Annotated in this window: 21 protein-coding genes; 13 read left to right on the forward strand and 8 right to left on the reverse strand. The window is 73.3% G+C overall.

All coding sequences use genetic code 11. The features are described from left to right. Nucleotides 1–197 precede the first annotated feature (197 nt). From efeO to BU52_RS10085, 4 genes are read left to right on the forward strand one after another with little or no spacing between them, the layout of a single operon-like run. Entirely contained in the window at nt 198–1,355 is a 1,158-nt protein-coding gene (gene efeO / locus BU52_RS10070) for an iron uptake system protein EfeO (RefSeq protein WP_037931501.1), read from the forward strand. Between the two features lie 16 nt (nt 1,356–1,371). Beyond that, nucleotides 1,372–2,610: an iron uptake transporter deferrochelatase/peroxidase subunit gene (gene efeB, locus BU52_RS10075; protein ID WP_037931504.1), complete on the forward strand. Its 1,239-nt coding sequence runs from the start codon at nt 1,372–1,374 to the stop codon at nt 2,608–2,610. 2 nt (nt 2,611–2,612) lie between these two features. After that, entirely contained in the window at nt 2,613–3,485 is an 873-nt protein-coding gene (gene efeU, locus BU52_RS10080) for an iron uptake transporter permease EfeU (protein ID WP_037931507.1), read from the forward strand. Then, the gene (locus BU52_RS10085) at nt 3,445–4,434 is read left to right on the forward strand and encodes a hypothetical protein (protein WP_051858089.1); all 990 of its coding nucleotides are present in this window, start codon (nt 3,445–3,447) and stop codon (nt 4,432–4,434) included. The genes efeU and BU52_RS10085 overlap by 41 nt, the downstream gene beginning before the upstream one ends. 51 nt (nt 4,435–4,485) lie before the next feature. Here the strand turns inward: BU52_RS10085 and BU52_RS10090 are convergent, their stop codons facing one another. Beyond that, nucleotides 4,486–5,220 carry a bifunctional DNA primase/polymerase gene (locus BU52_RS10090; protein WP_037931510.1) on the reverse strand — a complete coding sequence of 245 codons (735 nt, stop codon included), beginning with the start codon at nt 5,218–5,220 and terminating at the stop codon, nt 4,486–4,488. A gap of 216 nt (nt 5,221–5,436) precedes the next feature. Here BU52_RS10090 and BU52_RS10095 point away from each other — a divergent pair, with 216 nt between their 5' ends. Beyond that, complete coding sequence (locus BU52_RS10095; protein WP_037931605.1) at nt 5,437–6,300, forward strand: glycerophosphodiester phosphodiesterase; 864 nt, start codon at nt 5,437–5,439, stop codon at nt 6,298–6,300. On the opposite strand, the gene BU52_RS10100 is transcribed toward BU52_RS10095, so the two are convergent. Continuing rightward, nucleotides 6,278–6,895: a TetR/AcrR family transcriptional regulator gene (locus tag BU52_RS10100; RefSeq protein WP_037931512.1), complete on the reverse strand. Its 618-nt coding sequence runs from the start codon at nt 6,893–6,895 to the stop codon at nt 6,278–6,280. The genes BU52_RS10095 and BU52_RS10100 overlap by 23 nt on opposite strands. 119 nt (nt 6,896–7,014) lie before the next feature. Between BU52_RS10100 and BU52_RS35920 the strand changes: the two genes are divergently transcribed. Then, entirely contained in the window at nt 7,015–7,260 is a 246-nt protein-coding gene (locus tag BU52_RS35920) for a DUF6243 family protein (RefSeq protein WP_078903185.1), read from the forward strand. Here the strand turns inward: BU52_RS35920 and BU52_RS10110 are convergent. Genes BU52_RS10110 through BU52_RS10120 form a run of 3 tightly spaced genes read right to left on the reverse strand, consistent with a single transcriptional unit; the run spans nt 7,257 to nt 10,761 of the window. Then, nucleotides 7,257–8,270, reverse strand: coding sequence for a small ribosomal subunit Rsm22 family protein (locus BU52_RS10110; protein WP_037931515.1), 1,014 nt, complete (start codon nt 8,268–8,270; stop codon nt 7,257–7,259). The genes BU52_RS35920 and BU52_RS10110 overlap by 4 nt on opposite strands. Before the next feature lie 32 nt (nt 8,271–8,302). Beyond that, nucleotides 8,303–9,472 (reverse strand): serine hydrolase domain-containing protein, encoded by a 1,170-nt coding sequence (locus BU52_RS10115; RefSeq protein WP_037931611.1) that lies wholly within the window; start codon nt 9,470–9,472, stop codon nt 8,303–8,305. Next, nucleotides 9,433–10,761 carry a multidrug effflux MFS transporter gene (locus BU52_RS10120; protein WP_037931518.1) on the reverse strand — a complete coding sequence of 443 codons (1,329 nt, stop codon included), beginning with the start codon at nt 10,759–10,761 and terminating at the stop codon, nt 9,433–9,435. The genes BU52_RS10115 and BU52_RS10120 overlap by 40 nt, the downstream gene beginning before the upstream one ends. 140 nt (nt 10,762–10,901) lie before the next feature. Between BU52_RS10120 and BU52_RS10125 the strand changes: the two genes are divergently transcribed. Next, nucleotides 10,902–11,954, forward strand: coding sequence for a Gfo/Idh/MocA family protein (locus BU52_RS10125; RefSeq protein WP_037931521.1), 1,053 nt, complete (start codon nt 10,902–10,904; stop codon nt 11,952–11,954). Here BU52_RS10125 and BU52_RS10130 read toward each other — a convergent pair. Continuing rightward, complete coding sequence (locus BU52_RS10130) at nt 11,941–13,581, reverse strand: alkaline phosphatase D family protein (protein WP_037931524.1); 1,641 nt, start codon at nt 13,579–13,581, stop codon at nt 11,941–11,943. The genes BU52_RS10125 and BU52_RS10130 overlap by 14 nt on opposite strands. A 1,259-nt stretch (nt 13,582–14,840) precedes the next feature. On the opposite strand from BU52_RS10130, the gene BU52_RS10135 reads away from it, so the two are divergent. From BU52_RS10135 to BU52_RS10150, 4 genes are all read left to right on the forward strand, one after another. After that, nucleotides 14,841–15,452 carry a helix-turn-helix domain-containing protein gene (locus BU52_RS10135; protein ID WP_235216303.1) on the forward strand — a complete coding sequence of 204 codons (612 nt, stop codon included), beginning with the start codon at nt 14,841–14,843 and terminating at the stop codon, nt 15,450–15,452. A gap of 118 nt (nt 15,453–15,570) precedes the next feature. Continuing rightward, nucleotides 15,571–16,311, forward strand: a complete 741-nt coding sequence (locus tag BU52_RS10140) for a helix-turn-helix domain-containing protein (RefSeq protein ID WP_235216300.1) — start codon at nt 15,571–15,573, stop codon at nt 16,309–16,311. Nucleotides 16,312–16,434: 123 nt separating this feature from the next. Beyond that, entirely contained in the window at nt 16,435–17,358 is a 924-nt protein-coding gene (locus BU52_RS10145) for an ACP S-malonyltransferase (protein ID WP_037931529.1), read from the forward strand. 41 nt (nt 17,359–17,399) lie between these two features. Next, complete coding sequence (locus BU52_RS10150) at nt 17,400–18,233, forward strand: IclR family transcriptional regulator (protein WP_078903186.1); 834 nt, start codon at nt 17,400–17,402, stop codon at nt 18,231–18,233. Nucleotides 18,234–18,472: 239 nt separating this feature from the next. On the opposite strand, the gene BU52_RS10155 is transcribed toward BU52_RS10150, so the two are convergent. Both BU52_RS10155 and BU52_RS10160 read right to left on the reverse strand, forming a co-directional pair. Then, nucleotides 18,473–20,461, reverse strand: coding sequence for an ABC1 kinase family protein (locus BU52_RS10155; protein WP_051858096.1), 1,989 nt, complete (start codon nt 20,459–20,461; stop codon nt 18,473–18,475). Next, nucleotides 20,458–22,611, reverse strand: a complete 2,154-nt coding sequence (locus BU52_RS10160) for an MMPL family transporter (protein WP_037931532.1) — start codon at nt 22,609–22,611, stop codon at nt 20,458–20,460. Before BU52_RS10160 ends, BU52_RS10155 begins: the two co-directional genes overlap by 4 nt. A gap of 329 nt (nt 22,612–22,940) precedes the next feature. Here BU52_RS10160 and BU52_RS10165 point away from each other — a divergent pair, with 329 nt between their 5' ends. Next, nucleotides 22,941–24,005, forward strand: a complete 1,065-nt coding sequence (locus BU52_RS10165; protein ID WP_037931535.1) for a polyprenyl synthetase family protein — start codon at nt 22,941–22,943, stop codon at nt 24,003–24,005. Between the two features lie 55 nt (nt 24,006–24,060). Beyond that, nucleotides 24,061–24,252 carry a hypothetical protein gene (locus BU52_RS10170; RefSeq protein WP_037931539.1) on the forward strand — a complete coding sequence of 64 codons (192 nt, stop codon included), beginning with the start codon at nt 24,061–24,063 and terminating at the stop codon, nt 24,250–24,252. Nucleotides 24,253–24,915 lie beyond the last annotated feature (663 nt).

Genomic DNA, 24,915 nt, shown 5'->3' on the forward strand with positions numbered 1-24,915 from the left:
CCGGGATGACCGTCCTTTGACCTGATCATGGCAGTCGTTTTGAGCCACCGTAACCGCTCCGTGCTCATACACCGTCCATGAGAGCCGGATCACTGAATGCATGGGTATCGCCCGGTCGAAGCGCAGGTATGTTAGGCGAGCCTCACCTTCCTTACGGGAGGCTGATCACGCAGTCATTCGGCCACACTGGAGCCTTCATGCGATCCGCCGGACCCGCCGGACTCTCGCTCGTCACCGCCGTCGCCACCGCGGCGGTCCTCGCCGCCGTCAGCGGCTGCACCGAGAAGGGCGCCGGGGACGACGACCGGGTCGTCACCGTGACGGCCACCGACGACTCGTGCGAGGTCTCGACGAAGGAGTTCCCGGCCGGGCACGTCGAACTCGCCATCGAGAACAAGGGCTCCAAGGTCACCGAGGTCTACATCCTCTTCCCCGACGACCGGGTGGTCACCGAGCGGGAGAACATCGGGCCGGGCACCAAGCAGCGCGTCACGGCCGAGGTGAAGCCCGGCGACTACCGGATCGCCTGCAAGCCGGGCATGCGCGGCAAGGGGATACGCCAGGACGTCCGGGCCACCGGCGGCAAGGCCGCTCAGCGCGACCCCCGGCTGGACAAGGCGGTGGCCGCGTACCGCGCGTACGTGCAGGCGCAGGCCGACGAGACGCTGCCGAAGGCGCGGGAGTTCGCGAAGGCCGTCGAGGACGGCGACGTCGAGGCCGCGAAGAAGGCGTACGCGCCCTCCCGCATCGGCTGGGAGCGCACCGAGCCGGTCGCCGAGTCCTTCGGTGACATCGACCCCAAGGTCGACGTCCGCGAGGACGGTCTGGAGGACGGCCAGGACCCGGCGACGGACTGGACCGGCTGGCACCGCCTGGAGAAGGCGCTCTGGCAGGACGGGAAGATCGGCGACCGGGAGAAGGAGCTCGCCGGCCGGCTGATCACCGACCTGGAGGACTGGCAGAAGCGCGTCGGCACGGCCGACATCACGCCGACCTCCATGGCCAACGGCGCCAAGGAACTCCTCGACGAGGTCGCCACCGGCAAGGTCACCGGCGAGGAGGAGCGCTACTCGCACACCGACCTGGTCGATTTCAAGGCCAACGTCGAGGGCGCCGAGACGTCGTACGCGCTGCTCCAGCCGGTCGCCCGCGAGAACGACCCGGCGCTGGTCAAGGAGCTCGACCGGCAGTTCGCGGCGCTCGGCACCCTGCTCGACCGGTACCGGCCCGACACGACGTCGTACGACTTCGTCTCGTACGACAAGGTCGGCAAGGCCGACCGCAAGGAACTGTCGGACGCGGTCAACGCGCTCGCCGAGCCGCTGTCGCGGCTCGCCGCGGCCGTGGCGAAGTAAGGGCGGTGCCGGGGCGATGACGGAGAGCACCTCACAGGCACCCTCGCGGCGTTCGCTGCTCGGCTGGGGCGGGGCCGGGCTCGCGCTCGGCGCCGCCGCGGCCGGGGGCGCGGCCGCCGTGGCCCGTACCGGGGACGAACCGCGATCGGACGCGGGAGCGGCGGTGGAGTTCCACGGCCCGCACCAGGCGGGCATCGCCACGCCGGTGCAGGACCGGCTGCACTTCGCCGCCTTCGACGTGACGACCGAGGACCGCGCCGCGTTCGTGGAGCTGCTGAAGGAGTGGACGGTGGCGGCGCGCCGGATGACGGCCGGCCGTGCCGTCGGTGACGGCGCGTACGGCGGTCCCGCCGAGGCACCGCCGGACGACACCGGTGAGGCGCTGGGGCTCAAGCCGTCCCGGCTGACGCTGACGGTCGGCTTCGGGCCGTCCCTGTTCGGCAGGTTCGGCCTGGCCGGGCAGCGGCCCGACGCGCTCGTCGAGCTGCCGAAGTTCGCCGGGGACAACCTCGACCGCGACCGCAGCGGCGGTGACCTGTGCGTGCAGGCGTGCGCGGACGATCCGCAGGTCGCCGTGCACGCGATCCGCAACCTGGCCCGCATCGGCTTCGGCCGGGTCGTGGTGCGCTGGTCGCAGCTCGGCTTCGGCAAGACCTCGTCGACGACGCCCGACGCGCAGACCCCGCGCAACCTGTTCGGCTTCAAGGACGGCACCCGCAACATCTCCGGCACCGAGAAGGACCGTCTGGAGAAGTTCGTCTGGGCCGGGGAGAAGGACGGGCCCGCGTGGATGGCGGGCGGCTCCTACCTCGTGGCCCGGCGGATCCGGATGCACATCGAGACCTGGGACCGGACCTCGCTGCAGGAGCAGGAGGACATCTTCGGCCGCGACAAGGGCGAGGGCGCGCCGGTCGGCAAGGCCAAGGAGCGGGACGAGCCGTTCCTGAAGGCGATGAAGCCCGACGCCCATGTGCGGCTGGCGCACCCGGACACCAACGCCGGGGCGACGATCCTGCGCCGCGGCTACTCCTTCACCGACGGCACCGACGGCCTGGGCCGGCTGGACGCCGGGCTGTTCTTCCTCGCCTTCCAGCGCGATCCGCGCACCGGGTTCATCCCGATCCAGCGGAGCCTGGCCCGGGATTCCCTCAACGAGTACATCCAGCACGTGGGTTCGGCGGTCTTCGCCGTTCCGCCGGGCGTCCGCGACCAGGACGACTGGTGGGGCAGGACGCTCTTCTCCGAGGAGGCGTAACCGTGTTCTCCAACTATCTGATCGGTCTGCGCGAAGGGCTGGAGGCCAGTCTCGTCGTCTGCATCCTGATCGCCTACCTGGTGAAGACCGGGCGGCGGGACGCGCTGAAACCGGTGTGGACCGGCATCGCCGTCGCGGTCGGCCTGGCGCTCGCCTTCGGCTGCGTGCTCGAATTCGGCTCCCAGGAGCTGACGTTCGAGGCGCAGGAGGCGCTGGGAGGGTCGCTGTCGATCCTCGCGGTGTGCCTGGTGACCTGGATGGTGTTCTGGATGCGGCGCACCGCCCGGCATCTGAAGGCGGAGCTGCACGGGAAGCTGGACGCCGCCCTCGCCATGGGTACGGGAGCGCTGGTCGTCACCGCGTTCCTCGCGGTGGGCCGCGAGGGGCTGGAGACCGCGCTGTTCGTGTGGGCGTCGGTGCACGCGGCCGGTGACGGCAGCCCGCGTCCGCTGCTCGGCGTGGCGCTGGGGCTGGCCACGGCGGTGCTGCTCGGCTGGCTGTTCTACCGGGGAGCGCTGCGCATCAACCTCGCCAAGTTCTTCACCTGGACCGGTGCCCTGCTGGTCGTCGTGGCGGCGGGAGTGCTGGCGTACGGCGTCCACGATCTGCAGGAGGCCGACCTGCTGCCGGGCCTGACGCACCTGGCCTTCGACGTCAGCGGCGCGATCCCGCCGGACAGCTGGTACGGCACGCTGCTGAAGGGCGTGTTCAACTTCCAGCCCGACCCCACCGTCCTCCAGGTCACGGTGTGGCTGCTGTACCTGGTCCCGACGCTCGTGCTGTTCCTCGCCCCGGTAGGGTTCGCCTCCGGGAAGGGGAAGGTGAAGGAACCGGATGAGCAGGGATCTCGGCCTTCGAAGGCACCGCAGGCTTGACAGGTGCGTGCTCACGGCCGCGGCGGTGACCGCTCTGTCGCTGACGGCGAGCGGCTGCGTGGTGGTGCACGGTGAGCGCGAGGTGCTCCCGGCGACCAGCCGCGCCGAGGCCGCGAAGGCGCTGGAGGAGTTCACGGCGGCGTACAACGCGGCCGACAAGGCGTACGACGGTTCCCTGGACGCCGAGCACACCACCGGCGCCCTCGCCGCGATCGACGGGGCACGGCTGAAGGCCGGGCGGGCCAACAACCCGGAGGGCAACCCCCGGCACGCGCCGCTGAAGCTGACGGACGCGAGGTTCACCATCCCCGCGAAGGCGGGCTGGCCGCGCTGGTTCCTCGCGGACGCGGACGCCAACAAGGGCGGTGAGACGCGCTGGCTGCTGGTGTTCACCCGGAACGGTCTCGACGAGCCGTGGGAGGCGGCGTACCTGACGCTGGTGGCCCCCGGCGACCTGCCCGGGTTCAAGACGGACAAGGACGGCTGGGCGGAGGCCGTGCCCGCGAACGCGTCCGACGTGGCGGTGCCGCCGGGCGAGTTGAGCCAGGGGTACGCGTCGTTCCTCAAGGAGGGCGGGAAGGTCTTCTCGGACGGTCCGCACACCAGCGCGTGGCGCGCGGCGCGCGCGAAGAGGGCGGAGCGGCCCGGGCTGGCCAGGCAGTACATCGACGAGCCGATGACAGGCGGCGACTACGCCCCGCTGGCGCTGCGCACCGAGGACGGCGGGGCACTGGTGTTCTTCACCACGCGCCACTTCGAGAAGCAGACCGCGGCGGCGGGGGCCTCCGTGCCGACGCCCAACAAGGACGTGCTGGCGCTGACGACGGGGGAGATCACGCAGTCGCTGACGATGGAGTTCGTCTCCAACGAGGTGGCGCTGGATCCGCCCGACGGCGAGGTGCGGGTCCTGGGACGGATCCAGGGGCTGGTCTCGGCGAAGGGCGAGTAGGTCGCGGAGCCCGGCGGCCGGGGCGCGGCTCGCGACGTCGGGGGGCCGGGCTCAGCGGCGCAGGGGCCAGGCCGTGCCCGCCTGGTCGGGCTGTTCGCCGCCGTGACGGGCGCAGGAGTCGGTGAGGACCTCCAGCAGGCTCAGCGGGTCCGGGAGCGGATGTTCGAGGCCGCGCACCCAGTGCACCGACCGGTCGTCGTCGCCGGGCAGGCGGGCGGGCGGTACGAGGACGTAGGAGCCTCGGCAGTGCCAGCGCAGTCCGGGGTGCTCGTCCATGGTCTCCGGGTGGCAGTCCAGCTCGCAGGGCCACCACTCGTCCTCGTCCTCGGGCGTGCCCCGGGTGAGGGTGAAGAACAGCATGCGGCCGTCGTCGCTCTCGGCGACCGGACCGACCTCGAGGCCGGCGTCGAGCAGGCGGGTGAGCGCCTCGCGCCCGGCGTCCAGCGGGACGTCCAGGACGTCGTGCACCATGCCGGTCGCGGTGATGAAGTTGGCCTGCGGCTGGTGGCGTGCCCAGCGCTCGATCTGGGCGGGGTCGGTGGTGGACTGCGTCTGCCAGGCGAACGACACCGGGTGCCGGGCGGGGGTGGGACAGCCCACGCGGTCGCAGGAGCAGCGGTATCCGGCGGGGTGGGCGGCGGGCGCGAGCGGCAGTCCCGCTTCGGCGGCGGCGAGCAGCAGCGCCTCACGGCCGCCCTCGTCGGCGGCCTGCCTCGGGCGGCGTCCGCGCAGCCACTGGGAGAGTCTGCCCTGTCGGCCGCTCCGGCCGCCGAACTCCGCGCTCATCTATCCCCTCGCCTCGCCGTCGTGCGCACCAGCATGCCCCATGGTCCCACGCCGGGCCGCGCCGGGGGGCCGGAGCCCACAATCGGCGCAGGTGGGACGAGGGTGAACCGAGCGGACGAGAGGTGCCGCGCCGGGGCGAAGGGGACGCACGCGCGGGCAGGCGGACGGGGTGTCATTGCGCCCTGTGCCGGGATGTGCGCCCCTACCGTGGTCGCCATGGTCACAAGGATCGCGTCGACGGGCCTGGCGGCCGTGGCCTGTGGGGTCTCGCTGACTCTCACGGGCGGCCACGGCGGCAGCCCTCCCCTGGAGTGGGGCCGCGGACCGCTGACGGTGGACTCGCTGCCCGAGGTCCCGTACGTCGCCCACCGGGGCGGGGCGCGGGAGGTGCCCGAGAACAGCATGTCGGGGCTGATGGCGGCGTTCCGCCGCGGTACGGCGCAGGTGCTGGACTTCGACACGCGGATGCTGCGGGACGGCACGCCGGTCGTCTTCCATGACGCGACCCTGAACCGCACCACGTTCCTGGGCGGTGAGGTGCGCGCCCTGGACGCCGGGGAGTGGCGGGGCGTACGGCTGCGTCCGCGCGACCGGCTGCCGGGGAGCTGGCGTGCGGAGCGGCCGCCGACCGTCGCCGAGGTACTGGACCGGTTCGGCGGGCGGATCGTGCTGATGCTGGAGGTCAAGGATCCGCGCGGGCTGGGCCGGCTGGCCGCGCTGATCCGGTCCCGCGGCCTGACCCGCTCGGTGTTCGTGAACACCAACGACCCCTCGGTCGCCCGCCGGATCCACGGGCTGGGCCTGCTGACCCAGCTGTGGCGCTCGGCCCGCCAGATGCGCACCGACCGCCCCGAGCGCTGGCGCTCCCACGTCGACCTGCTCGACGTCGACATCAGGGCCCGCGACGCGGATCTCAGACGGGCGGTGCGCTCGGGCGTTCCCCGGGTGTGGGCCCACACCGTCGTCACCCCGGCCCAGCGCGACCGCGCCCTGGCCCTCGGCTGCAACGGCGTCATCACGGACGCACCGGGGCGGCTGGCGCGGCATCCGGTGCGGGTCAGCGGGGCGCGAGGCCGTTGAGGGCGTAGTCGACGAGGGTGTCGGTGTAGTCGTAGGTGATCGGGCCGGTGTGCTGGAGCCAGCGCTGGGCGAGGGGGGAGACGAAGAGTTCGAGGGCGATACGCGGGTCGACCTCGGGGCGGACGTCTCCGGCCCGCTGGGCCGAGCGCAGACGGTCGGCGTAGAGCTGGAGCTGGGGTTCCAGCAGCTGGGCGACGAACCTGCGGCCGAGCTCCTGGTTGACGAGGCCCTCGGCGGCCAGGGCACGGGAGGGGGCCTCGAAGGCGGGGTCGCGCAGTTCGTCGACCGTGGCGCGCAGGACGGCCCTGAGGTCGGCCGCGAGGTCGCCGGTGTCCGGGAGGGCGTGCGCGACGTGGCCGGCGGCCTCGGCGGCCCGCTCGGCCATGTCGAGGAACGCCTCGAGGAGTACGTCCGCCTTCGACGGCCACCACCGGTAGATCGTCTGCTTGCCGACGCCGGCGCGGGCGGCGATGCCCTCGATGGTGGTCTTCGGGTACCCGGCCTCGGCGACCAGGGCGAGGGCGGCGTCGTAGATGGCCCGCCGGGAGCGCTCGCTGCGGCGGGTGGCGTCGGGGGCGGACTGGTTCTGGGCCATGGGCCGAATTTACCAGGTTGACAAGACGGTGCGTCTCGCCCGATGGTGGGTGCGAGGCAGCGAGACGATACGTCTCGTACTGAAATGCCTCACTGACTCGCCGACGAGAGGGGACGGCCATGAGCCGAGGCGGAGCCGGAAACATGCTGGGCGTCGGTGGTACCCGACAGCACCTCGGCCGCGGGGCGCTGCGCGGCGGCGGGAGCGGCGGGCGCATCGGGGGTGGTGTCGATCCGCAGGCCCGCAAGCGGGAACTGCTGCGCAGGCTCAGGGAGGAGCGGGAGCAGGAGCGGGAGCGGGAGCGGGAGCAGGAGCGGGAGCAGGAGCGGGAGCGGGACGCGGGGAACGGGGAGCCGACGGCCTAGCCGTCGGCGGGCCCGGCGTCCGTGCGCGGCGGCCAGGGGTCGCCCCAGTCGGTGTCCCGGGCCGCCCGGTACAGGTCGCCGTGGCGCTTGGTGACGGTGGTGCGGCGCAGGCCGGGGTCCGTCTCGCAGAGGTCGAGGAGGACCTGGCCCTTGCGGATCTGCGGCCTGCGGACGATCCGGGCGGTGGCCGGGGCGGCCGGGACGCGGGTGGCGGCCACGTAGCTGAACTTCTCGTCCTCGTAGGCGAGGGAGCCGCCCTTGACCTGGCGGTGCAGGGAGGAGCGGCTGACCCTCGCGGAGAAGTGGCACCAGTCCGTGCCGGGCTCGATGGGGCAGGCGGAGCTGTGCGGGCAGGGGGCTGCGACGTGGAAACCGGCGGAGATCAGGCGGTCACGGGCCTCGATGACACGGGCGTAGCCGTCGGGGGTGCCGGGTTCGACGATCACGACGGCCCGCGCGGCGCCGGCGGCGGCGTCGACGAGCGCGGCGCGGTCGGGGGCGGTGAGCTCGTTGAGGACGTACGAGACGGTGACGAGATCGGTGCTCTCGATGGTGAGCGCTGATCCGATACGAGAGCGGTGCCAGCGGGCCCGGCGCAGGGCGGGGTGGGCGGCGGCGAGTTCCCGGCCCAGGGCGAGTGCGGGTTCGGCCCAGTCCAGGACGGTGACCGGCCGCTCTCCGTCCCAGGTCGCGCTCACCGCCCAGGCCGCCGCGCCGGTCCCGCCGCCGACGTCCACGTGGTCGCGGGGCGCCCATCCGGGCACCGCGTCCGCGAACGCCGCCAGCGCCGAGCGGACCGCCTCGTAGGTCGCGGGCATGCGGTAGGCGGCGTACGCCGCCACATCGGCCCGGTCCCGGAGGATGGGGGAGGCCGTCGGGGTGGCGCCCCGATAGGTCGCGATCAGCCGCTCGACGGCCTGCGCGGCCTGCCGCGCCGGAAGCCCGTCGAGCAGCCCGGCGAGGGCGGAGCGCAGGGTGTCGGCGGGGGTCGGGGAGGCGGGGGCGTTCACCCGGCGATTCTACGGAAGAGGAGCGCGCCCCCTCACCTCCCCCGCACCGCCCGCGCCACCCGCGTCCCCGCCTCGGCCCTCGGCCCGCTGTCCGGCGGGACCGGCCGGCGCGGGTGCACCGTGTTGGCCAGGAGGATCACGTAGGTGTCCGTGGCACGGTCGAGCACCAGGGACGTCCCCGTGAAGCCCGTGTGGCCCGCGGCACCCCGGCCCGCCAGCTCCCCCATGAACCACGGCTGGTCCAGGGCGAAGCCCAGGCCCGGCGGGGTGAACAGCAGCTCCACGAAGTCCGGGCCGAGGACGCGGGCGGGGCCGTACGCTCCCCCGGCCAGCAGGGTGCGGCAGAAGACCGCCAGGTCACGGCCCGTGGAGAACAGCCCGGCATGGCCCGCGACCCCGCCCAGCGCCCAGGCGTTCTCGTCGTGCACCTCGCCCCGCAGCATCCCCCGGTCCGCCTTGGCCCACGGCCGCCTCTGGTCCTCCGTCGCCGCGGCGGCCGGGCACGGCCCGAAGGCGGTCGCGGTCATGCCGAGCGGCCGGGTGATGCCGTCCCGCACCAGGGTGTCGAGCGTGCGGCGGGTGAGACGCTCCAGGACCTGCTGGAGGAGCAGCATGTTGAGGTCGGAGTAGCAGTAGGTGCCGGGCACGCCGACGGGCTGCTCCGCGCGGAGCAGCGCGAGCCGTTCCGCGTCGTCGGCGCAGTCGTACAGGGGGAGTTCGGGACGCAGCCCGGAGGTGTGGGTGAGCAGCTGACGGACGGTGACGCCGTGCCGCGCGGCCGCCGTGAAGTCCGGCAGGTACGCGCCGACGCGGGCGTCGATGCCCAGGGTGCCCCGCTCGATCTGCTGCACGGCCGCCACCGAGGTGAACAGCTTGGTGAGGGAGGCGAGGTCGAAGGGGGTGTCCACGGTCATCGGGACCCGCTCGGCCGGGGGCAGTTCGACCGGGGCGCCCGCCTCCTCGTCGTACGCCGCGTAGCGCACGGCCCAGCCCGCCGCCTCCTGCACGGCGAGGACCGGGCCGCGCCCGACGACCACGACGGCGCCCGCCGCCCAGGGGCGCTCACCGCCGGTGCGGGCGTGGACCTCCCGGACCAGGCGCCTGAGTTCCCCGGCGTCGAGCCCGGCCCGTTCCGGTGTGCCGTGGCGGAGTCTCGGCGCGCTCAGACGCCCCCGCCCTTCGCGCCCGTCCTCCCGTTCCACGGGCGGCACATACCCAGGAAGCAGGCCAGTGCCACCAGTGCCGCGGCCAGTTGGACGACGGCCATCGGGACGGCGGTGTCCTCCCCGGCCACTCCGACCAGCGGGGACGCGATCGCCCCGATGAGGAAGGAGGCCGCACCGAGCAGGGCCGACGCGGAGCCGGCGGCGTGCCTGGTGCGCATCAGGGCGAGCGTCTGGGTGTTGGGCATGGTGATGCCCATCGCCGACATGAGCACGAAGAGCCCGGCGGCCACGGGCACCAGCCCCACCTCGCCGAACACGCCCAGCGCCATCAGCAGCAGCGCGAGGGCGGCGACGGCCACCACGGCGAGCCCCAGGCCGAGCACCCGGTCCAGCGGGACCCTGCCGACCAGGATCCTGCCGTTGATCTGGCCCATGACGACCAGGCCGATCGAGTTGAGCCCGAACAGCAGGCTGAAGGTCTGCGGGGAGGCGCCGTAGATCTCCTGGACGACGAACGGGGAGGCCGCGACGTAGGCGAAGAGGCAGGCGAAGGCGAACCCGCCGGTGAGCATGTAGCCGGTGAAGGCCCGGTCGGTGAGCAGCCCGCGCATCGCGCCGAGGGCTTCGCCGACACCTCCGCCGTGGCGGTCGGCCGGGGGCAGCGTCTCCGGCAGCCGCGCCCAGACGACGGCCGTCAGGAGCACCCCGGCGACCGCGAGGACGACGAACACGCCCCGCCAGTCCGTGACCCGCAGGACCTGCGCGCCGATCAGCGGCGCCACGATCGGCGCGACTCCGGAGATCAGCATGAGGGTGGAGAAGAAACGGGCCATGGTCACGCCGTCGTAGAGGTCGCGGGCGACCGCCCTGGCGATGACGATGCCGGCCGCGCCCGCGAGGCCCTGCGCCAGCCGGAACGCGACGAGGAGTTCCACGGTCGGCGCGAACGCGCACAGGGCGGTGGCGACGAGGTAGACGGCGAGGCCGGCGAGCAGCGGGCGGCGGCGGCCCCAGCGGTCGCTCATCGGCCCGACCACGAGCTGCCCGACCGCCAGCCCGGCCAGGCAGGCGGTGAGGGTGAGCTGGACGGTGGCGGCGGGCGCGTGCAGGGACTGGGTGACCTCGGGCAGGGCGGGGAGGTACATGTCCATCGCCAGCGGCGGTATGGCGGTCAGGCCGCCGAGGACGAGGGTGACCAGGAGGCCGGTGCGGCGGCCGGCGGCGGTGCCGGACGCCGGTGTGCGCCTCCCCGGCGTGGTCCGCGGTGCGCCACTCTCCCTCGCCTTCGCCGTCGGGTTCGATATGGACGCCCCGCCCTCGGGCATGTGACCCCTCCCTTTCCATGCCATCGGCTCCCTATGCTCTCAGCTCGTACGGAGTGCTCGGCGTCAACGGCGATGTCATGGGAGCGCTTCCACGGACATTCGTTGAAAATGTGACGAACGACACGAGCAGAGTGGGACACATGACGGAGCAGAGGGTGCGCTGGGGAATCCTGGCGACCGGGGGGATGTCCGCGACGTTCACGGCGGACCTCGTGGACCTGCCGGACGCGGAGGTCGTGGCGGTCGCGTCGCGCTCGGCGGAGCCGGCGAAGGCGTTCGCCGAGCGGTTCGGGATACCGCGGGCGTACGGCGACTGGGAGTCGCTGGCGCGGGACGAGGAGGTCGACGTCGTCTACGTGGCCACTCCGCACTCGGCGCACCGCGCGGCGGCCGGGCTGATGCTGGAGGCCGGGCGCGACGTGCTGTGCGAGAAGCCGTTCACGCTGAACGCGCGCGAGGCGCGGGAGCTGGTCGCCCTGGCCCGGGACAACGGGCGCTTCCTGATGGAGGCCATGTGGATGTACTGCCATCCGATGGTGCGGCGGCTCAAGGCGCTCGTCGACGACGGGGCGATCGGTGAGGTGCGCAGCGTCCAGGCCGACTTCGGGCTGGCGGGGCACCTCTTGCCGGAGGCGAGGAATGGAGCACTGCCCGCCTCGCACCGGCTGCGCGACCCGGCACTGGGCGGGGGCGCGCTGCTGGACCTCGGCGTGTATCCGGTGTCCTTCACGCAGCTGCTGCTCGGTGAGCCGTCGGACGTCGCGGCGCGAGCGGTGCTCTCGGAGGAGGGCGTCGATCTGCAGACGGGGGCACTGCTCTCGTGGGAGAGCGGCGCTCTCGCCTCGGTGCACTGCTCCATCGTGGGCGGTACGGCGACCTCCGCCTCGGTCACCGGGTCCAAGGGCCGGATCGACATCCCGTACGGCTTCTTCTTCCCGGACCGCTTCACCCTGCACCGGGACGGCCGTGACCCCGAGGAGTTCACGGCCGACCCGGCCGACGGGCCCCGGGCCAGCCTCAAGCACGAGGCCGCCGAGGTGATGCGGGCCCTGCGGGCCGGTGAGACCGAGTCGCCGCTGGTCCCGCTCGACGGCACCCTCGCCGTGATGCGGACGCTCGACACGATCCGGGAGCGCGTCGGCGTCCGCTACCCCGGAGAGGCCACCGGGACCCTGGGGGTCACGCCGGCTTGAGCCCCTGCTCCCCCGCCTCCGTCACGAAGGAGGCGGCGGTCGTGAGCGGCGCGCCCTGCGTGGTCACGTGGGACACCGTCTTGAAGTCGGCGCGCGCCCGCTCCCGGTCGAGCGACACCGTCGTGTATCCGCGCAGCCCGTTGTAGTACTTCATGTGCGGGTTGGCGGCCAGGAGCGTGGCCCAGTTGGACGGCCTCCGGGAGCCGTTGCCGCCGCTGGTGATCGAGGACGTGACGATCTCCGTCCCCACCGTGCGGGAGCCGGGGTCGGAGAAGTCGCGCTTGATGTCGAAGCCGTAGTGCACGTGCACGTCGCCGGTGAGGACCATGAGGTTCTCGACACCGGCGGCCTGCGCGCCGGCCAGGACCCGCTCGCGGGAGGCCGGGTAGCCGTCCCAGGAGTCCATGGAGACCTTGGAGGGCGCCGTGGTCGAGTTGAACCGCTGGGAGAAGGTGACCTGCTGGGGCACCACGTTCCACAGGGCGTCCGACCGGTGCCAGCCGTTGATCAGCCAGCGTTCCTGGGCGTCGCCGGTGAGCGTGCGCGAGGGGTCCTCGGACTCGGGACCCGGGTACTGCCAGCCGTCGCCGTACGCCTGGTCGGAGCGGTACTGGCGGGTGTCGAGCACGTCGAACTGGGCCAGTCGGCCCCAGTGCAGGCGGCGGTACAGCCGCAGGTCGGGACCGTCGGGGAGTTGAGGGCGGCGCAGCGGCATGTTCTCCCAGTAGGCCCGGTAGGCGGCGGCCCGGCGCAGCAGGAACTCCTCCGGCGGGACGCTGTTCTCCGGGGTGCCGCCGGCGTAGTTGTTCTCGGTCTCGTGGTCGTCCCAGGTGACGACGAAGGGGTGCGCGGCGTGCGCGGCCCGCAGGTCGGCGTCGGACTTGTAGAGGGCGTACCGCAGGCGGTAGTCCTCCAGGGTCACCGTCTCCCGCTGAAACAGGTCGGGCAGCGTGCCGGACGGGTAGGCGCGCGAGCCCGCCACGTCGTTGACGGCGTACTCGTAGAGGTAGTCGCCGAGGTGGAGGACGACGTCCACGTCCTCCTGGGCCAGGTGCCGGTAGGCGGTGTAGTAGCCCTGGTCGTAGCGCTGGCAGGAGACCACGCCGAAGGTGAGGCCGGCGGTGCGGCTGTGGGCGGCGGGGGCGGTGCGGGTGCGGCCGACCGGGCTCACGAAGCGGCCGGCGCGGAAGCGGAAGTAGTAGAGGTGGCCCGGGGCGAGGTGACCGGCCTCGACGTGCACGGCGTGGTGGAACTCGGGATGGGCGGTGGCCCTGCCCCGTCTGACGACGCGGCGGAACCGTTCGTCGAGGGCGAGTTCCCAGTCGACGGCGACGCGTCGCGCGGGCAGTCCGCTGTCGGCCCGGTAGGGGGCCGGGGCCAGACGGGTCCACAGCAGGACGGAGTCGGGATGCGGGTCGCCGGAGGCGACACCGAGGGTGAAGGGGTCGTCGGTGATCCGTGCGGCGTCGAGTTCGGCGGCGGCCGCGGTGCCCGCGCCGGGGACGCCGACCGCGAAGGCGAGCGCGGCGGCGGCGCCCGTCGTGGTCAGGAAGCGGCGGCGGCCGATGTGGCGTGCTGCCGCACGGAGTTCGGGGGCGTGCTGTGAGTGGCGGACCTCGGGTGTCATCCGTTCCTCCCCTGGCGTGTGGATACGGGAGGAAGTGCAGCGGCCAGGGACGACATCGCATTGACGCGTACACAGCATCAAGATGACGGTCACATGAGGTCCGCGTGGCGGACCTCCGCCGACCGCCTCCGCGCACACCGGTCACCTCGGGGACGCCCCGTCAACCCTCGTCACCCACAGGCGGATCGACACATTCGGAATATCGACGTCCGGCCCATTGCGACCGTGGGCCGACCTGTGCTCAACTCTTCTGCACAAAAGCTTCACATCTGGAGCAGGTTGCTTCCGCAAGCCATCTCCAGGGGGGAGGCGGCAGCCGTTCCACGGCCCCGGTCAGGGGTGGGCCCGCGCGGGACCGCGGGTGCGCACCGGCGCGCGGAACGGCTGCCGCACCGGCACACCCGGCGCCGGCGGGCAGGCGCCCGGAACCGGCCGGAAAACACACCGCGACCGGAAAGCGCCGGACATATACCGGGCACCTCCCGCGCCCGAAAAATCAGCCAAATTACGCGGTCTTCAACTCCCGCGGGCGAGAAAATGAACGCCGCTCAAGTTAGTGGTCTACCCCTCTGAAAGATGCTGAACAATTCCATAATGCACGAACAGTCGCATTCTTTCGGATTGACCGATTGGGCAGCATCTCGCGCGGTGCCGCCCGCGCTACCACAGGTATCGGCGGCGACAATGGCGGCTCACCGGGTCAAGTTGGCAACTAGCGGCCACTTCAGTGACGCTACGCGCAAGTAACCGGCCGGTCGGCACATGAAACGGAACCCGACCTACCGGTTCATTAGCTCCCTGTGCATCTTGCTGTCACGGACCCCACCATGGGAACTGGATATCGTCGCCCAGTCGTGATTACCTACACCTGATTTCGGCCACACTGTGAGCACAATGCCTTCGGCCGACCATCACAGTGCGATTCATTGCCAGGGAGGCAAACGCCCACGGGTGGCACGAGGTTTAATTTCCGGTTCAATCAATATGCCGAGCGGGGGCCGGCGGTGACGCCGGGCGTCGCACAGCTGGGGCAACCAGGGCCGGTCAACGCGCGGCAGAGGCAATGTGCAAACAATCATGGGGGCTCACGCGTGGCTGGCATTGCGTTCGATCTACCGACTGACGTCGAGCTGGAGGAAAGCGTTCCCCGAGGTCATGCCGCTCGCCTGGAACAGACGCTGTTGCAGGCCCGCGCCCTGATCGAGTCCACGGTGTCCCTGCACCGCAGACGCCCGGCAACGGTGTCAGGCGTGACCCACATGGACGCCGAGGTGACCGCCGAGACCCTCGAGCGGCTCGTGCGGGGAGCCCGGCGCTCGGTCAACGTGGCACTCACCGGGTCGGTCGGCTTCATGGAGGCCGTCCTGCGGCGTCTGGTCCAGGTACCGAGCGGCGTGACCGTAAGGGTCCTGTGCAATCCGGCCGCGCTCGAGGTCGCGCCCGCCCGGCTGCGGAGCCTGCCCGCGGTACGGGTGCTCCGGCACGAACTGTGCGGCATCGTCGTGGTCGACGGGACGGCCGCGTTCCTGCGGCTCGGCACCGAGGGATCGGCCGACGACAGGGCCGCGGTCGTCACCGACCGCGCCGCGGTCAGCACCCTGCAACTGCTCTACGCCGGGGCCTGGTCGCGCGGCCGCCGGCTCGTCGACCACCCCGAGCCCAGTCCCCGGCTGCGGTCGGAACTGACCCGCCGCATCCTGGAGCAGCTGCGGTCCGGCCGCACGGACGCCACCGCCGCGTGCGCGCTCCAGGTGTCCCTGCGCACCTACCGGCGCCATGTCGCCGAGATCATGCGGGAACTCGACGCCTCGTCCCGCTTCCAGGCCGGGGTGCGCGCGGTCGAGCTCGGGTTGCTGCACGAGACCAGGTGACCGGCCGGGCGGCGGTGCCGCCCACGGCCGTGGAACGGACCCAAGCGAACGGAACGTCAGCAAGGAATGGGGGCACGCGGTGTGCGGCCAATCGGGGGACGAGTTGGAGCATGCTCTCTTGCAGGTCAGAGAGTTGATCGAGTCGACCATGATCATCCATCGGGACCGCAGCCGGCGGGAGCAGCTCATCACGGCGCTCCCCGGCGGCTACGGACAGCTCATCGGCGTCACACGGGAGCTGATGGGACAGGCCACCGGCACCGTCGACATCCTGCGTTCGCGGTTGCCGGGCACCGGCAGCCAGTTGGAGCGGATCGGGCTGCTGGAGGCCGATCTGCTGCACTTCGCCCGCGAGCGGGTCTCCGCACGGTTACTGACCGGGCCCGACCTGGTGGGCGACTCGCTGGGCGGCTGGCTGCCCGACCCGCACCGCCGGCTGACGATCCGGGTGGCCCGGCTGCCCCCGTTGCAGGTGCTCATCGCCGACCGGGCCACCGCCCTGGTCGTGGTGGGCTCCCCCGCCGAGCGCCGGGCCTCCCTCATCAGGGCGCCCGAGGTGCTGCAGGCCCTGGGCACGCTCTTCGAGAGCATCTGGCACAGTTCCGTCTCCCCTTCCGAGCACCTGGCCTTCGGCGACCGTGACCGGGCGGTCCTGGTCCGGCAGATTCTGGGCGCGATGCGGGCCGGGACCACCGACGAGGTGGCCGCCCGTGAACTGACCGTGTCCGTGCGGACCTACCGCCGCTACGTCGCGGAGATCATGGCGCTGCTCGGTGCGAGTTCCCGCTTCCAGGCGGGTGTGAGGGCGGCGGAGCTCGGTCTGCTGCCGCCCGGACAGCACGGTCCCTACCGCCCGTGAGGAGCCCGCAGGTTCCTGAAACGCGCGTTGCCCCGCCCCGGGCGGCGCAGTTCGATGGGTTCCCAGGCAACGGGAGCGTCCTCGCCGGGCGCCCGGACGGTGTCCGTCGCGGAGGGTGGATCCATGGGTGAGCGTCCGATCGGTCTGGTCTTCCCCGGTCAGGGGACACAGCGTCAGGCAATGGGCGCGCCGTGGCGTGACACCCCGTCGTGGGGGATCACCGCCGAGATCTCCGAGGCCACCGGGGAGGACATCGCCGACCTGCTGCTCCACGCGCCCACGGAGCTGCTCCGGCGGACCGACCTGGCGCAGCTGTCGGTGTTCTCGGTCGCGGTGATCGCCCACGCGGAGGCGGTGCGCCGGGGCGCGTTCGACGGGCCCGTGGTCGCCTGCGCGGGTCACAGCCTCGGTGAGTACGCCGCCCTCACCGCGGCCGGGGCGTTCACCGTGCCCGCGGCGGCGGCCCTCGTCGCCGCGCGCGGCCGGGCGATGCGGGAGGCCGCCGCCGCCCGCGAGGGGACCATGGGGGTCCTCGTCGCGGCGTCGCTGGCCGACGTGGAGCAGTTGGCCGGCTCCGTGCGGGAGGCGGGCGAGGACGTGTGGGTCGCCAACGTCAACGCCCCCGGCCAGACCGTGGTCTCGGGCTCGCCCGAGGGGGTCGCGCGGGTCGCGGACGGTGCCGCCTCGATCGGGGCCAAGCTCATCCGGCTCCAGGTCGGCGGCGCCTTCCACAGCCCGTACATGGCGCCGGCCGCCGAGTCGCTCGCCGCCGCGCTGAAGGACACGGCGGCGGCGCCCCGGCACCTCCCGGTGGTGGCCAACGTGGACGCCCGGCCGTACGACGGTGCCGGTGGCTGGACCGAACTGGGCACCCGTCAGCTCACCTCACCGGTGCTGTGGGAGGAGAGCGTGCGGACACTGACCGGCCCGCTGGGCTGCGGCCGGCTCGTCGAACTCGGTCCCGGACGCACCCTGGCGGGACTGATCCGCCGTATCGCACCCGACGTCGAGGTGGTGTCCGTGGACGGCCCGGCCGCCCTGGACTGACCGACGGTCCGCCCGAGCAGAGCAGAGAAGACCCCGACACCATGGCAATCTTTTCCGACGTCACACGGCCCCGCCCGGCGGCGGGCCCCCTCGCGGCCGCCGAGCCGCGGGAGTGGATCAGCGGCATCGGCGTGCTCGACAAGGCGTCCCTCCTGCTGGAGATCGTGGAGCGGGCGCCGGCCCCGCTGAGCGAACTGGTCACCCGCAGCGGGCTGTCCCGGCCCACCGTGCACCGCATCGCGGTCGCGCTGGAGCGGCTCGGGCTGCTGGCCCGGGACTTCCGCGGGCGGTTCGTGCTCGGCCCGCGGCTCGGCAGCATGTCGGTCGAGGCGCGGTACGACCGGCTGGCCCAGGCGTCGGTCCCGGTACTGGCCGATCTGCACGCCCGTACCGGACTGGACGCCCGTGTCCTGCGCCGCCGCGGCCGGACGCAGACGTGTGTGGCGACCTGCGCGGAGGCGTCCGCGGGACCCGACGGCGCCGAGCGGGTGCCGGTCGGCATGTCCCGGCCCGCCACCGCGGGACCGGTCGCGCTGATCCTGCTGGCCTGGCAGGAACCGGAGGAGATCCACGAGGGGCTGCGGGGCGCCCGGTTCACCGCGGCGCACCTGGCCCAGGTGCGCCGCCGGGGCTGGGCCCGCGGGTCGGACGTCATGCTGCCCGGCGACACGGCCTACGCCGTGCCGGTGCGCTCCGGGGACGACCGGGTGGTCGCCGCGCTGTCGGTGTCCGGGCCGCCCGGCCGGCTGGACGCGCTCCCGGGCCGGTGGCTGGGCGCGACCGTGTTCGACTCGGCCGCCGCCCTGGCCGACGCGCTGCACCGCGCCCACGCGCTGCCGGCGGGTGCACGGGCGGGACGGCCATGGAGCCCGTAGGCACCCGGTGACCGCCCGGCCCGCTCATGCCCGCAGGACCCCGCGAGCCCCCGGCCCATTCAGCGCCGCAAGCACCCCACGACCAGCAGGCTCGCTCACGCCCCCAGGCACCCCACGACCGCCCGGGCCGCTCAGCGCCGCACGCACCCCACGACCGTCCGGGCCGCTCAGCGCCGCAGGCACCCCGTGTCCGTCCGGGCCGCTCAGCGCCGCACGCACCCCACGACCCCCCGGGCCGCTCAGCGCCGCGGTGTGGTGATGGTGAACAGGACGCGCAGCACCAGCACCGAGCTGATCAGCAGCATGTTGTAGCCGAAGACGTCGAACAGCCGCAGCGAGCCGGTGACCCGCGGACCGCCCCGGGTGGACAGCAGCAGCATGCCGAGGACACCGGTCAGTCCACCGAGGAAGGTGAGCAGCACGTCCCGGACGAGGGACTGGATGAAGCGCCGGTCCCGTTCGTCCGCGAGCAGCCGTACGTTGACGCCGAGGCGGCCCTGTTCCAGCGCGCTGGAGATCCGCTCGGCCCGGCGCGGCAGCCGGAGCAGCATCGGCAGCACGGCGGCCGCCTCGTCGGCCAGGGAGCGGCTCAGATGCCCCGGGGAGAGCCTGCGGGCCAGTTCGGTGGAGGCGAAGGCGCGTGCCTCCTCGACGAGGTCGAAGCCCGGCACCAGCCGTCCCAGTGCGCCCTCCACCGTCGCCAGCGCCCGGAACGCCGCGGCCACTTCGGGCGGCACGGTGAGCCCGTACTGCGCCACCAGCAGGAACAGGTCGGAGAACATCTCGCGGCCCGGGGGCCCCGAGGAGGCGAGGTGGCGGGCCGTGTAACGGCCCAGGGCGCGGGTGAAGCGCTCCTCGTCGATCTCGTCGGGCCGTTCCACCAGGTCCAGCAGGGCGTCGGACAGGGCCCGCGGGTCGTTGCGGTCGATCGCCATGAGCAGCTCGCGCAGACTGCCGCGCAGCATGCGGTCGATCCGGCCCACGGAGCCGAAGTCCACGAGGCCGAGCCGGCCGTCGTCCAGGACGAGGACGTTCCCGGAGTGCGGGTCGGCGTGGAAGACGCCGCCGATGACGATCTGGCTCAGCAGGCAGCGGAACAGGTCGCGGGCGAGCCGCTCGCGGTCGAGGCCCCGCGCGTCGATGACGGTGCCGGCCCGGTTCAGCGTGACGCCGTCCAGCCATTCGACGACCAGGACCCGTTCGGTGCTCAGGTCGTGGTGGACCTCCGGCATGAGCACCCGCGGCGCGGCCCCGGACGGGCCGTCCGCGCCGGTGTCCCGCGCGTCCTCGCCGTCGGCGAGGGCGGTGTTGGCGGCCACGGCAGCGGTGTTGCGGGCCTCGGTGCGGAAGTCCAGTTCCTCCTGGAGCGAGTCGGCGAACCCTCGCACCAGTGCCCGGGAGCCGACCGTCCGGCCCCAGGCGGTGTTCCGTTCGAGCATGTCGCTGATCCGGAAGAGAATGTCGAGGTCGCGTTCCACCACCTGCCGGGCCCCGGGGCGCTGCACCTTGACGGCCACGGCGCGGCCGTCGTGCAGCCGGGCCCGGTGCACCTGGGCCATGGACCCGGCCGCGAGCGGCTCGCGCCGGAACTCCGCGAACACCTTCTCCGGCGGGGCCTTGAGCTCCTCGGCGAGCACGCGTTCGATGTCGGGCCACGGCTCGGGCGCCACCTCGTGCTGCAGCGCGCTCAGTTCGTGGGCGAACACGTCGGGCAGCAGGTCGTAGCGGGAGGAGAGCACCTGGCCCAGTTTGACGAAGGTGGCGCCCGCCTCCTCCAGCGCCAGCCGCAGGGACCTGGCCAGCGCGGCCTGCTCCTGGGGGCTCGCGGCACCGCTGCGGGACCGGCCGGTCAGGAAGCGGCGCAGTCCGTGCCGTACGGCGATCCTGCTGAGCTGGGTGTAGCGGCGGCTGCGTGCCAGCCTGCGGCGCGCGGCGCCGGGCCAGCGCACCATGCCGCGCAGCGGGCCGCCGACCACCGCCTCGGAGAGCACCAGGAAGATCATCGCGCCGAGCAGGGCGGCGCCCAGTTGCACGGTGACCAGGGGGGTACGGCTCGCCTGCGGGCCCATCGGTGTGCCGACCACGCCCGCGGCGAGCAGTCCCGCGACGCCCGTGAGCAGGGCCCGGACCGCGCCGATGCGCAGTCCGAGCACCCTGCGGGCCAGCAAGGCCATGATCACGGGGCCGAGCAGAGCGGTGGCCCCGGCGATCAGGAGAACGCTGCTCACGTACGGTGCGCCGGGACGGGTTCCGCCGCCGCGGGGTCCGGGTCGGCCTCCGGCTGAGGTGCGGGACGGACCCGGCCGGGCCACCACGTCCGGTGGCCGAGCAGGGTGGTCACCGCGGGGACCAGGAGCACGGCCATCACGAAGGCGGTGAGCAGGATGCCGAAGGCGACGGCGAAGCCCATCTGGCGGAGCATGGAGTTCTCGGCCAGGAGCAGGACGCCGAAGGTGCCGGCCAGGATGACGGCCGCCGTGCCGACGGTGGACGTGGAGTGGGTGATCGCCCGGCGGACGGCCTGCGCCGGGGAGCTGCCGTGGGCGACCTCCTCGCGCAGCCGGGCCACCATGAGGATGTTGTAGTCGGTGCCGATCGCGACGACGAACAGGTAGACGATCACCGGCAGGGTGAAGGGCAGGCCCGCCTCGCCGGCGATGTTCTGGAAGAGCCACACGGTGGCGCCCAGGGTCGCGGCGAAGCCCAGTCCGACCGCGGCCATCAGGTACACGGGCGCGACGACACTGCGCAGCAGCAGGCCCAGGATCAGCATGATGGCCAGGCCGGCGGCCGGGAACACCACGGAGTAGTCGCGGTTGGTGGCGTGCTCGATGTCGGCGAGCACGGCGGACGTGCCGCCGACGAGGGCGCGGGTGCCGTCGGGTGCCGCCTCGTGGGCCGCGTCCCGCAGCGGTCCGGAGAGCAGTTCGACGGCCCGGTCGCTGTCCGGCTTGTGCGCCAGCACCACGCCGAACTTGGCGATGTCGCCCTTCGGTGCGAGGGCCGGCGGCGTCACCCGTCCGAAGTCGGCCGCGGCCAGCTTCTCGCCGTAGGCGTCGATCTGGCCCTGGTCCAGCTTGCCGCCGTCCTCCGCCTCCAGGAACACCCACGTCGGGTCGGTCTGGCCGGCCGCGAAGCCACGCTCCAGCTCCTTCGCGGCCTGGACCGACTCCAGGTCCTTCGGCAGGGAACTGCTGCTGTCGAAGACGGTGTTGAGGCTGAGGACGCCCAGGGCGAGCACGGCGAGCAGCCCGCCGGAGACGGCGGCGACGAGACCGGGACGGCGGGCGGTGAGCGCCCCGGTCCGGGCGGCGAGGGTGTGCTTGGGTTCCCTGCTCCACGCCTTGGACGGCCAGAAGGCCTTGGTGCCCAGCAGGGAGAAGACCGCCGGTACGAGGGTCAGCGCGGCGACCAGGGTGACGCCGACCGAGATGGCCAGTGCCGGGCCGAGCGCCTTCAGCATGCCCAGGCTGGACAGCAGGAGGGCGAGGAAGGCGACGACCACGGCGCCCGCGGCCGAGGCGATGGTCTCCCCGACGCGCGTCACGGCCTCGGTCATGGCCTCCTTCGGCGCCTGGCCCGCGCGGAGGAACTCGCGGTAGCGGAAGAGCAGGAAGAGGAGGTAGTCGGTGCCGACCCCGAAGAGCACCACGATCAGGATCGAGCCGATCGAGGCGTCCGCCTGGAGTCCGCCGGCCTCGGAGGCGATGGAGATCAGGCCGGTGGCGAGCACGAAGACGAGGGCGATCACGAGGACCGGCAGGACGGCGATGAGCGGGCTGCGGAAGATGACGGCCAGCAGCACGATCAACAGGACCAGGGTCGCCATCATGATCATGGCGTCCGTGTCGCCGGAGGACTCCTTGGTGTCCAGCGCCGTCGCGGCCGAGCCGGTGATCCCCATGTGCAGCGAGGTGCCCTTCAGCAGGGGCTTGGCCTTCTCGCGCAGCTCCCCGACCGACTCCATGAGGGTCTCGTCGTAGGGGTTCTCGGTCGTCGCGAGGATGCTCGCCAGGGCGATCTCGCCGTTCTCGGACACCGCCTGCGGGCCCGTCTCCACGGCGCCGATCTTCTCCAGGTCCGCCTTCTCCAGTCCGGCCGCGACCTTCCGCACGTCCGCGAGGTCGGCGTCGGTGAGCCGGCCGTCGTCGGCGCGGCGGAAGACGATGACGGAGGCGGGCTGCTCCTGCTGCGGGAAGGCCCGCTTCTGGAGGTCCGCGGCCTGCACCGACTCGTAGTGGGAGGGCAGGAACTCGGCCTGGTCGCTGACGGGTTTCAGGGGCGGGGCCAGGGTGGCCACGCCTATCGCCGCGATCACCCACGCCAGGATGGTCAGCCATGGGTGTTTGACGGCGGACCGTCCGACCCGTCCGAACATGGGGGGAGGCTCCTTCTCAGGGGGTGCAAGGGCGCACCGATTGTGGTCCGCGCGCGTGGTCCCACCGCCGTTTCGCCGCGGAAGCTGGCATCAAGCTGCCGGGCACCGGAACGGATTCCGGCGGGGGTTCCGTTTCGTGGTCCCCCGGGTTCCGGACCGCGACGGCGACGGGGGCGGCGGCCGTGCGGTGCGGGGAGCGTCCATGACACCTTCATGCCAGCTCCGTTGTCGGCCCCGTTGCCGACTGCAATGGTTGCGGCCGGAAACGGCGGAGGGCCCACGGCCGTGGTTCCGCCGTCACAGGCCGCACCGACAGGATGAGTTCGCCCGTGACCGCAGAGCAGCTGTACGAGGTCCCGGCCACCGTCGCGTGCGACGGCGACCGCCCCTACGCGACCGTGCTGCTGAGCCGGCTCGGCCCCGACCTGCCCTGTTTCCAGGAGCGGTTGGGCAGGGGGCTGGCCGCCGCGGAGCGCCTGCTGCGGGACCGCACGCGGGACGCGTCCGACCCTCGCGTGCGGGCGCTCACCGGGCATCTGGCGGCCACCGGCGGCAAGCGGATACGCCCCCTGCTGGTGCTGCTCGCGGCCGAGTTCGGTGACCCCGGCAGTGAGGGCGTGGCCCGGGCGGCCGTCGTCGCCGAGCTCGTGCACCTGGCCTCGCTCTACCACGACGACGTCGTGGACCGCGCCGTCACCCGTCACGGCGCCGCCAGCGCCAACGCCCTGTGGGGCAACCGGGCGGCAGCCATGGGCGGGAACTGGCTGCTGGCCCGGGCCGCCCGGCTGTCCGCCGACCTGGTGCCGGACGCGCTCGCGCTCAACGCCCGCACCGCGAACCGGATCGTGGAGGGGCAACTGCTGGAACTCGCCGGCCCCGGGCCTGGGGACGATCCCGTCGCGCGCTACTTCCGGGTCGCCGGGGGCAAGACGGCCGCGCTGCTGGCCATGTCGCTGGGGGTGGGCGCCTTCCAGGCCCGGGCATCCCGTCCGGTCGCCGCCACCCTCGTCGAGTACGGCGAACAGCTCGGCCTGGCCTTCCAGATCGCCGACGACCTGCTCGACCTCCGCTCTCCCGAGGCGTCCAGCGGCAAGGAGCAGGGCCGGGACCTGCTCGCCGGGGTACCCAGCCTTCCCGTGCTGCTGGCGTGGGAGGGCACCGACGCGTGCGACGCGGAACTGCGGGAGCTGCTGGCGGCGGGGCCCGCCGCGGGAGAGGGCTGGCACCGTCGTGCCCTGGAGCTGTTCTCCGTCTCCCGGGCCGCGGCGCGGGCGGAGACGCTGATGCACCGGAGGCTGGACCGGGCCCGGGCGGCGCTCGGCGTCCTGCCGCCGCTGCCCGCGCGCCGCACGCTCGACGCGCTCTGTGACTACGTGGCCCTGCGTACCGGGTGACCGTCCCGTCCCGTCGCGGAGCCGGTACGACGCCCCGCACCCGTGAGGAGATGCCGTGTCCGCAGCCGTACTCGAGGGCCCGTTGGGCCCCGCCCTGCTGAAGCTGCTCCGTACCGGCCCGGCACCGGAGGAACTGGCCACCGCCGCGGCCCTCCTGTCCCGCGGCACGCGGCCCCGGCCCCGGCCGGCCCGTGTCCCCGCCCCCGGCGCGCCGGCGACCCGCCCCGACGCCTCCGCCGGGCGGTAGCTCCCCCACACGGCCGGGGACACATCCGGGGAGACGCACGCCCGGCCAGCACCACGCCCCGACCGCCCACGACAGCACGCGGCTCGGGACACAACCAGCGCGAAGGCCCGCGCCCGGCCCGCCGACACCATCCCTCCACACGGACGCGCGGGTCCTGACAGCGCGAGGTCGGCCAGGTCGGACGCACGGCCCGTGCACCGGTGCGCACGGCCCCGGACGCATCCGGTGAGGAGGCCCGCACCCGGGCCGTGGGCCGCCTTGGTCAGCGAGTACGGGGCGGCGCACGCCCGGAGGCGGCCCGGCCGTGACGGCGCCGGTACGGCCGTCGCGCCGCCTCGACTGCGATCCGACGGCCCGTGCCACCACCCGGGACTCCTCAGGTGCGCCACGATCGCGTCCAGCACCCCGTACGCGTGCGGCGCGGCGAACCCGCCGCGTTCCCCACCGCCCCGTGTCCGGAAGCGGCCGGGAGCCGGCGCTCCGGGCGGGCCGTCGGAGGCAGCCCGACGGCCGGCTTTCCACGGTTCGTCGAACGCCGTGCCGTCATGTGTCCGGAACGGGCCGGAACCCGGCCCGGGGCGCGGACCGCACCGGGTCCGGTCACCCCACGGGCGACCGGCCCCTGCCGTGCGTGGCGGTACACGGCGCCGGGGTCCGGACATC

The sequence above is a fragment of the Streptomyces toyocaensis genome (genome assembly GCF_000725125.1).
Lineage (GTDB): Bacteria > Actinomycetota > Actinomycetes > Streptomycetales > Streptomycetaceae > Streptomyces > Streptomyces toyocaensis.